The following is a 9,403-nucleotide window of genomic DNA, read 5'->3' as shown; positions in this document are numbered from 1 at the left end:
TAGACCGAGGGCTTGACCTCTCTTTCTACATGGTGATGATGATGACTTAATTCTCTGCAGTCTTCAGGGTTTTTTACCCTTATTTTTTTTCCGTCTCTACACAGACGCACTGCCACAAATCCGATTCCATCCTCAACTCGGTTGTTAAATCCCCATGTGGCGAAGATATTTGGCGGGTCACTGCCTGAGAAAATAGATCGATGCCTGGGATTTTATAATAAGATAAAGCCTCTTTCTGATATCAAGAAAAGGGCCTTGTTTGTTGAGATGATTAAACAAAAAATAGAGAAAGGATACCGATCTGGGTTGTTGTTATGTTTATCTCTTTGCTGAGACTAATCTTGATTGTTCATATCTTCATGTTTGTTTACTTCTCTCAATTTACGACCCAAATATTTAGCTCCTCTACGACCGACAAACTTAGCTCCTGCTGATAAAATGCTTTGGTCCTGTTCATGAGAATTGTTTGGGTTTTGGGGTTGTTGTTTGTCTCTCCCAAAACTAGCAATAAATTCAAAAGCTGTTATCAAGCCTACTAGCAATATTAGAACGACCAAAAATATCGACATCAGCAATAATCCCAGCAATAGTACAGCACCCTTACCCTTCAGACTAACCAAGATGATGGTGATAATGTTCTCCCACCAAGAACAGCCCCAGCGTCCACAAAATTCTGCCAAAATTAGTTGCATTAGATTTTTACTCCTTAAACTGTATGTCCCTAACTTTTTTGTTCTAACCGCGCTTCGTGCTTTCTTCAAGAGAAGAGCCGATCGCACTTTGGTAGAAATAGCAATCGCCCTGGTAAATTTAGCTAAGTATCAATCACTTTGGCTAAAGAAGGTGGTGCTGGTGGAGACTGAGAGGGTCGGGAAATATAGCTCAGTTTAGGACGACAAGCTTCTATAATTTCGTTCCGAAACTGGTTGATTTTATCATTTTTTGCACAAAACAGAATCAGATTATTTCTACTTGTATAAATGACAATATAACGCTGTTTTACAACAAAAGCCAACACAATAAATATAATACCAATGAAGAAGAAACCGAGGGTTAAAATTCCGAGTCCGAGCAGCCACCAAGTACAGCCTTCCCCAATTTCAACTGCTTTGACATTTTGAATGGGAATGACAATTTCTTTGATTTCTAAGCCAAAAAATGAAGTGAAATTTCCTTGTAAGGTGTCCCCAACTATTTTAAGAGTTCCAGTTCCACTGGTTCGGAGTGGAACTGCACCGACTAATTGACCGGGAAGACCGCTGATTTGTGTAACTGATTTAGACTTCATTTTCTTTGATTATTGTTGTACTAAAAATGACATGGCTCGTACAGAATTTGTTTTCCGCTGTGCCTGAGTTCCTGGTAGGGAAACGGCAGTGCTGTGTACCTACGCCGATCGCTCTTCTGAGTTGGTATTACATTAAACCTTGAAGTCTTTCTAGTGCTTTTTTCTGTTTCAGGAATTTGAACTTGGTTACTGTCTTTGCTTTTTAAACAGCAACTTTTTTGTAAATGTAATCAACAGCCTGTTGAACCGTTTCTATGTTCTCCGCAGCTTCATCGGGAATTTCAATGTCGAATTCCTCCTCGATCGCCATGATTACCTCTACTTTATCCATGTCTAATCCAAAACCCGAACCACTTGAACAACTTGACCACCAAGAATTACCAGGGTTAGGGTTATAATTTGGTTTTACCTTTTCGGTAAAATTAGTGTTTAGGGTGACTTCACTTGCATCAATTTCTAGCTGCTCGGCAACAACGGCTTTGACTTTTTCATAAATTTGTTGCTTAACCTTATCGCTTGGGGAAGATTCAACAAAAACGGTAGGAGTATTGGTATCAGTTGTAGTTCGATCTGCATCTAATTCTAATTCCTCTTCCGATTCATCCCGGATTCTGAAATAGTAAAAAAGATTAGCAACAGCCAAATCCGAGGCTTTTTCCAAATTCGACGCTACTAAACTTTTATGACCCGCTATTTGCCCTTGCTTAATGATATAGCTTTCATAATTTTCCCGTCGCTGCCGATCGAGCATCAGTTCCAGTTGAGTGCGAAGCGCATAAAAATGAGACTTCGGCCGCAAATTTTCATAAAATAACTGTTCATCGGGTATTGCTAAAGCTGTTGTGGTTAATTTTTCATCGCCAATAACAGCTAAGTTGGATTGACTGAAATCAGCACTTTGTAACTGTTTTAATTCACTTGGCGGCAAAGCTTTCATCCATTCAATCTGATTAAGCCAAATGTCTAAAGCAGCTAAATCGTGATTGTGAATTCGCGTGATTTCTGGGAAGAGAAAATCTAGTTCGTCGTCAGAGTCGCAGCCGGCAATTACTGTTAAGCCATCTTGACGGATTTGTTGTTGCAGTTGAGAGATACGATCGCCCGCAGCACCAAATTCATTTTGCACCTGATACGTGCCGATAATACTTTGCTCGATCGCCCAACCGCACTCTAATCGGCGCAACTGTCCCGCCGCACAGGTTTCTGCCAACAAATGCGGGTTTCTGTAATCGGCTAAAGCTTCAAACAACATCCCCCGCGCCGCATCAATTTCAGCATTGCGGCGGTTGATATCTTCCAGTCGCAAAGCCGATCGCATTCGTTGAATTGCTTGATTAAATAACCCGTAAGCCTGCACTAAGACTAAACGGTGGTTCTCAAATTTTATATCTGCAACAACTTCGGAAATTAATTGCTTAATTTCCGCACCTTGGCCTTTCAAAAGTTGTTCTAAATTGATGAAACCGTTTTCTACTTTAACTTCCAGCTTTTCAACTGCTTTTTTTAGTTTCAATGTCTGGTGCAAATTCACCGCCGACAAGGCTACCCCGGCGAAAGTTCCAACACCAATGACGGCTGTTGTCGCTTGCAGCACGCCCAAACTGGCTTGGACGGCTTGAAAGCCCATGTGCATTTGCTGCATCTGCAAGCCGCCCATAACAAGCTGCATGGGAGAGACTAAGGGGGAGAGAGGGCTATTGTTGAGGGCCGCGCCGACGGCATGGGCCGCAAACTGTCCCGTCGCTGCATCTCTCGCCATGCCGATCGGCACTCCAGCAGATGTAAACACTTGTGCGTACTTGCCAGCCTCGATCGCAGCCTGTACCGCTGCGGGAAATACAAAGTTCATCATCAATTTTTACCCTGGTAGCAAACCACAGAATAACTAATATATTATGATAGTTTAAATAAAAAAAAATTATCAGTAGACCCTGCAAATGGACACTTCGCTAATTAGTCCGCAAACGGTTGAGCTTGTTTCGCTGCTGACTGGGCAAAAACTACGAAAAGAGGATATTACTCCGCCTCTGGTTTTTCTGGCGGCGCTAGTGACGGTATTGTTGGGAGTCATTCATGCCGACGGTACGGTAAGTGCTGAGGAAAAGCAGCGATTGCGGACAACTTTTACGGAACTTATCCCCGCTAACAACAGTTTGCGCCCATTGGTAATGCCGATGGTTAAGAGCGTGCAAGACCGGCAAGTTTACAATAAAGTGACGGTGTTGTTGGCGCTGACAGCGTGTTTTTCTGAGGAGGAAAAACTACTGCTGATTAGTTTTGGGTATCAAATGTCGGCGGCAGATGGGACAATAGACGATCGCGAAAAACAGTATTTGCAAAACATCGCCAACAGACTCGGAATCGATGGGCGATTTTTGACTGTTTTGGAAGCGAGTTTTAGCAGTCAAGCAATAAGCGATACAGCAGCTTTAGCAGAAGTTCACTCGTTACTCGATCCAGCACAATTTCAATCTCTCGATTCTTTATTTATCCGTGCGGCTAGTCACATTATCGAACATTTGCCACCCAAACCCAAACAGCGAACAAATCAAAAACAGTCAGTCTCGTCATATCAGGAGTTGAAAAAGTTTCAGGAGTATCGGCAACAACTGGATGCTGTTTGTGGAAAACTAGGTTTAACTCTGCAAGATGGAATCGATCGCAACGTGCTATCTCCTAATTTAACAGAAGAAGTAACGAAAGTATCTCAGAGATTGAAATCTCAATGTTTTCGCGTTGCTGTTGTCGGCGAGTTTAGTAAAGGAAAATCTACTTTACTTAATGCTTTGCTGGGCGAGGAAATTCAACCGGTGCGGGATATTCCCTGTAGCGGTACGGTGACTGTTTTGAAATACGGGCCGCAGCAGCGGGTGATCTGCAAATACAAAGACGGACGTGAAGAGGAGATTTCACCTGAGCAATATCAAGATAAAGCCTCGATTTCTGAGGAAGCGGCTTTAGGTTCTTTTGGAGATGAAATTGTCAAGTCAGAAATCGAAGAAATCATTTTCGAGCATCCAAATCTAGAATTGTGCAGCAATGGTGTAGAAATTATTGATACTCCCGGATTGAACGAACACGCGGAACGCACGTTAGTTACCGAACAGGTTCTCAAAACAACTGATGCGGTGATTTTCTTGACTAACGCTCAAAATGTTTTGACAAAAACAGAGCGGGAACTGCTTTTGGATTTGAAAAACAAGTTGAATCCGGGGAAAGATGATGAAGCGGCGAAGAATATTTTTGTTTTAGTTAATTTTGCTGATTTGCTGCGTCGGGAAGGAAGCCGTCAACAGGTAAAAGGAAAGGTAGAAAACTTTGTTAAAAAACCAAATTTTATCGCTGGTGAAAACCGGATTCATTTTGTTTCGGCTCAATCTGCACTCAATGCGATTTTGGACGGGACGGAAAATGAGTATGTGAAATCTTTTCAGTATTTTACCAAATCTCTGGAACAGTTTTTGACAGTTGAACGGGGGGCGATCGCACTTAATCAATCCGCCGCCGGAATTAAGCAAATTATTAATACTGGCTGCGATGAATTGAGTCAATATAGGGAAATCTTAGAAGGAAAATTGACAGTTTCTCCAGGAGATAAACTGAAAATATTTGAACTGATGGCGGAAGCAAGCGGCCGTGATGTGAAAATCAAACTTTTAGCGGATGAACTGATGGAGAAATGTGTAGAAGAAGCTATTGAATCTTGGAATGAATGGCTAGAAGGATTGGCACAACGCCTGATCGCAAAAAGCAATCTCTGGACTTCTGATCATTCGCATATGTGGAGTCAAAAAGAGTTGACTAAAGATTATTCTGATCAATTTGTGGAAGATATCACCCAAGAAATAGAAGATTGGACTACTCAAAAAGTACAGTCTATTTTACAAGAGAATATGGGAGCTTTAAATAGTCAAATAGATGAAGAAATTTCTGCAATTCGGCAGGAGTTTCAAAAGTTTGATAAGCAACTGAGTAGTAACCTTGTCAGTCAATTTAATAATTTGGCGATGGCAGGTAATTTGGGCGAGATTGGTACAAGTGGAAGCGGGATTGCTGAATCAATTGACGATATTGGTGACGGCGGATTCATGGGCGGTTTGGGAATTGGTGCTGTCGCGGCTGCTGTGTTAATCGCTCTTCCACTTGGTATTATCCCAGTAATTTTAGGCACAATAGTTGCGGGTCTTGGTGGAGGTTTGGGCTGGAGTTTCTTAGATGGCGATACAGTTAAAGGTCAAATCAAGGAAAAAGTTTGCGAGTTAGGGTTTCAGAATTTCGATGAATCTTCACAGTCTATTTTGGATAAGATACAAGAAAGAATTATTGCATTATTCGAGAAGCGAATTGAGACGAGTAATAGTGTGATGTCAAAAGCGATCTCGGTGTGGGAAAATTTATTAGAACAGCAGGAAAATCGCGATCGACAAACTCAAGCAGAATGCGAGGCCAAAAAAGTTTGGCTGGCTGAAAAACGTCGGGAACTTCAAGAAATAGAAAGGCAAATTGAGGCAGTTTTAAATCAAAGTGCTGGATAATTTACCAAAGCTTGATTGGCGATATTTGTTACTCTAGCTGTTAAACTAATTACGATCGCCCTCAACCCTCAACACGATTTCATGCTATGTGGGAGAAAATTGTCGCGCACATCTGTGAAACAACCGGAGAAACATTTTCGATCGACAATCGCCGTTCCGTCAGCGGTGGCTGCATCAATCAAGGCTATTATATCAGCAGCAGTTCCCGCACTTACTTCGTGAAAATCAATCAAGCTTCCCAAGTCGCGATGTTTGAAGCTGAAGCGCTGGGTTTGGAGCAAATGGGAGAAACCCAGACGATTCGAGTACCTGAGCCGATTTGCTGGGGAACTGAGGGGAATTCCGCTTATATTGTGCTGGAATGGCTGGATTTGGGAGGACGCGGGGGCGATCGAGCTTGGGAAGAAATGGGGCGAAAACTCGCCGAAATGCACAAATACACCCCCCCCAGCCCCCCCTTGCTAAGGGGGGGAGAAGAGCCGAATTCGGGCTTATTGAGGGAAGTTTTTGGGTGGGATATTAATAATACGATCGGCTCAACGGTGCAAATTAATAATTGGACGGCAAATTGGGCAGAATTTTGGGCAGAACATCGGATTGGTTATCAGTTAAAATTGGCTAAGCGTCGGGGCGGTCATTTTCCGCAAGGGGAACGTTTATTAGAGATGATTCCTGAATTGTTAGCTGGTTATGAACCTCAACCCTCGCTAGTTCACGGGGATTTGTGGGGGGGAAATGCGGGGGTGACATCTGCGGGGGAACCGGTGATTTTTGACCCGGCGGCTTATTGGGGCGACAGAGAAGTCGATATTGCGATGACGGAACTGTTCGGGGGTTTTTCCGCAGCCTTTTATCGTGGTTATAATGAAGTTTGGTTGCTGGATTCAGGCTATGAAAAGCGCAAAACGCTTTACAATTTATATCATATTTTGAATCACTTTAATTTGTTTGGCGGGAGTTACGATTCGCAGGCGAATCAAATGATTAATAGAATTTTGGGTTTAAATTTTAATCTTAGCTAGATTAGGCGGAATCAAAAATGAAATTTTGGAACAGTTGTACCGAGTTTGGATTGATAGTTCTATTTTTGACCATCATCGGGGCTGAACACTCTTTAGCTGCTTTACCCTTACAGGTGGGCGTCTATCGCAGCGCCGGGAATCGATATATTGAGATTGCTGAAAAAGAAAATAGACTCTGCTTAAGAAACTATTCTTATAAGGGAGTTGTTGTGGCTTCCGTTGCGGCGGATACTCAGCGCCAAAACTTTTACAAAATTAACGGATATGGCGGATATGACGGTACATTTCTGTTGCAGCAAGATACAGAAACTCTCTTGTTTGGCTCGGTAAATCATTTGATTAAATATGTGGCCGATCATAGTTTTCCTACTACAGAGTTAGATGATGATTTGCAAGAGTGTCTTAGTTCTCAAAAGCCATTCTTTAAACGAAAAGATCCAAGTCGTTGAGGTCGAGGTACTCGCTAATAAAAGCGTACATTCATTAGACAAGATTGCACTCATTCCACAATTATCTGGAAATTATCTGCGTTTATCTTTGTTCATCTGCCTTAAATCTGCGGTGACTGGATCAAACAAGGATTTATGCAATTTTGTCTATTTAAATGCTGTAGCGACACACTCCTACAAACAGTAGTTTAACTAAATATAGCTTTTCTTAATTAACCTGCGTCGTTGTGAGATTGTCGATCGACTTTGAGGAGTTTCGATGTATCCGCACCTACAGCTACATATTCGTAGGGACACGACATTGCCGTGTCCCTACCAGTCAAGTTATTTACTTCTGTTTAGCCGCCGCTTTCTTCTTCGCCTCCTTCTCGGATTTCTTTGCCGCCTTCTCAGCTTCAAGTTTGGCGAACTTTGCTAGTTCTTTCTCTTCAGCTATTTTGTCCAGATAATAATGGTAATCTCCCAGATAAGTCCGAAACTCCCCGTCGCGAACTTCCACTATTTTGTTGGCGACTTGGGAGATGAAATAGCGATCGTGCGAAACGATAATTACGGTACCGTCATAATTCTGAATCGCTTCTTCCATCATCTCTTTCGCCGGAATGTCAAGGTGATTTGTCGGTTCGTCCAAAATCAGCAAATTCACGGGAGTCAACAGCATTTTTGCCAAAGCTAAGCGGGCTTTTTCGCCGCCGCTTAAAGCGCCAACCTGTTTAAATACTGTTTCACCAGTAAATAAGAAACGGCCCAACAAAGTCCGAACTTCTTCATTTTTCCAGTCGGGTACTTCGTCGTGAATGGTTTCCATCACGCTTTTATTCAAATCTAAGGCTTCTGCCTGATTCTGTTCAAAGTAACCGGGGATGACGTTGTGGCCTCCCAATTTGACAGTACCTTCGGTCGGCTTTTCTAAACCCATAATCAGGCGTAGCAGGGTTGATTTGCCCGCGCCGTTGGGGCCGAGAAAGGCTATACGATCGCCCCTTTCAATTAATAAGTCGGCTCCCAAAAATAGGATTTTTTCGCCGTAGGTGTGCACCAAATCTTCAATTATTGCTACTTCGCGGCCGCTGCGGGGTGCGGGGGGAAAGCGGAAATGCAAAGTTTTTAATCCGCCGGTGGGCGCTTCGATGCGTTCGATTTTGTCTAACTGTTTCTCGCGGCTTTTGGCTTGGGTGCTGCGAGTGGCGCTGGCGCGGAATTTTTCAACGAATGCTTGCTGTTTTTCGAGTTCTTTTTGCTGGCTTTCGTAGGCGCTGAGTTGGGCTTCTCTGGCTTCTGCTTTTTGCAGCAGGTAGGAGGAGTAGTTGCCGAGGTAGGTGCTGGAAACGCCGCGTTCGGTTTCGACGATTTGGGTGCAGAGCCGATCGAGAAATTCTCGGTCATGGGATACGATTACCATTGGGGTTGTCAGCCCTTTGAGGTATACTTCCAGCCATTCGATCGTTTCTAAGTCGAGGTGGTTGGTAGGTTCGTCTAACAGCAGGATGTCGGGTTTTTGGAGGAGAATTTTGCCCAAACTCATCCGCATTTGCCAGCCGCCGCTGAAGGCGCTGACTAATCGATCGCCGTCTTCGGGTTCAAATCCGATTTCGGGCAGAATTTTCTCGATTTGGGCTTCTAAACCGTAGCCGTTTAAGCCTTCAAATTGCCGTTGCAGCCGATCCATTTTGTGGATCAGTTCGTCGAGATTTTCAGGGGAGGAGTTTTCCAAGTCTCGATGGACTTGCATTAGGGATTCATGGACTTCGTTGGCTTCGCTGAAGGCACGCCAAAATTCTTCTCTGACGGTGCGAGTTGGATCTACTTCAAATTCTTGGGAGAGGTAGGCGATGTGGAGGCTGGCGGGGCGAATGACTTCGCCTGCGGTGGGTTCGATTTCGCCGGCGATGATTTTGAGTTGGGTGGATTTGCCGGCACCGTTAACGCCTACTAAGCCGATGCGATCGCCTGGCTTGACTTCCCAGGTGACATCTTTGAGTACGACGCCTGTGGGGTAAATTTTACTGATGTGTTCGAGTCGCAGCATTGTTGTGGGGACTGGGGAAGGGCTGGTTTAGCGGCGGATGGGATGCCGGCGCTGAGGTCGAGTTAATCTTAACAAATTTT

Annotated in this window: 7 protein-coding genes; 3 read left to right on the top strand and 4 right to left on the bottom strand. The window is 43.7% G+C overall.

Going from position 1 to position 9,403, the window contains the following annotated elements:
- Window positions 1-335 precede the first annotated feature (335 nt).
- The 3 genes from QUA16_RS03400 to QUA16_RS36845 form a co-directional block, all read right to left on the bottom strand.
- The gene (locus QUA16_RS03400) at window positions 336-692 is read right to left on the bottom strand and encodes a hypothetical protein (RefSeq protein WP_333101778.1); all 357 of its coding nucleotides are present in this window, start codon (window positions 690-692) and stop codon (window positions 336-338) included.
- A 122-nt stretch (window positions 693-814) separates the two neighbouring features.
- Window positions 815-1,288, bottom strand: a complete 474-nt coding sequence (locus QUA16_RS03395) for a hypothetical protein (protein ID WP_333101779.1) — start codon at window positions 1,286-1,288, stop codon at window positions 815-817.
- Between the two features lie 202 nt (window positions 1,289-1,490).
- Window positions 1,491-1,784, bottom strand: coding sequence for an acyl carrier protein (locus tag QUA16_RS36845; protein WP_445252142.1), 294 nt, complete (start codon window positions 1,782-1,784; stop codon window positions 1,491-1,493).
- 1,441 nt (window positions 1,785-3,225) lie between these two features.
- On the opposite strand from QUA16_RS36845, the gene QUA16_RS03385 reads away from it, so the two are divergent.
- The 3 genes from QUA16_RS03385 (at window position 3,226) to QUA16_RS03375 (ending at window position 7,294) form a co-directional block, all read left to right on the top strand.
- On the top strand, window positions 3,226-5,823 hold the full coding sequence (locus QUA16_RS03385) for a dynamin family protein (protein ID WP_333101781.1): 2,598 nt from the start codon (window positions 3,226-3,228) through the stop codon (window positions 5,821-5,823).
- 86 nt (window positions 5,824-5,909) lie between these two features.
- The gene (locus tag QUA16_RS03380) at window positions 5,910-6,845 is read left to right on the top strand and encodes a fructosamine kinase family protein (protein WP_333101782.1); all 936 of its coding nucleotides are present in this window, start codon (window positions 5,910-5,912) and stop codon (window positions 6,843-6,845) included.
- A 17-nt stretch (window positions 6,846-6,862) separates the two neighbouring features.
- The gene (locus QUA16_RS03375) at window positions 6,863-7,294 is read left to right on the top strand and encodes a hypothetical protein (RefSeq protein ID WP_333101783.1); all 432 of its coding nucleotides are present in this window, start codon (window positions 6,863-6,865) and stop codon (window positions 7,292-7,294) included.
- Between the two features lie 328 nt (window positions 7,295-7,622).
- On the opposite strand, the gene QUA16_RS03370 is transcribed toward QUA16_RS03375, so the two are convergent.
- Window positions 7,623-9,323 (bottom strand): ABC-F family ATP-binding cassette domain-containing protein, encoded by a 1,701-nt coding sequence (locus tag QUA16_RS03370; protein WP_333101784.1) that lies wholly within the window; start codon window positions 9,321-9,323, stop codon window positions 7,623-7,625.
- Window positions 9,324-9,403: the final 80 nt, after the last annotated feature.

Origin of the sequence: Microcoleus sp. S13_C3, from assembly GCF_036700905.1 — a bacterium.
GTDB lineage: Bacteria > Cyanobacteriota > Cyanobacteriia > Cyanobacteriales > Microcoleaceae > Microcoleus.
This window is presented reverse-complemented; position numbering and strand designations above follow the sequence as displayed.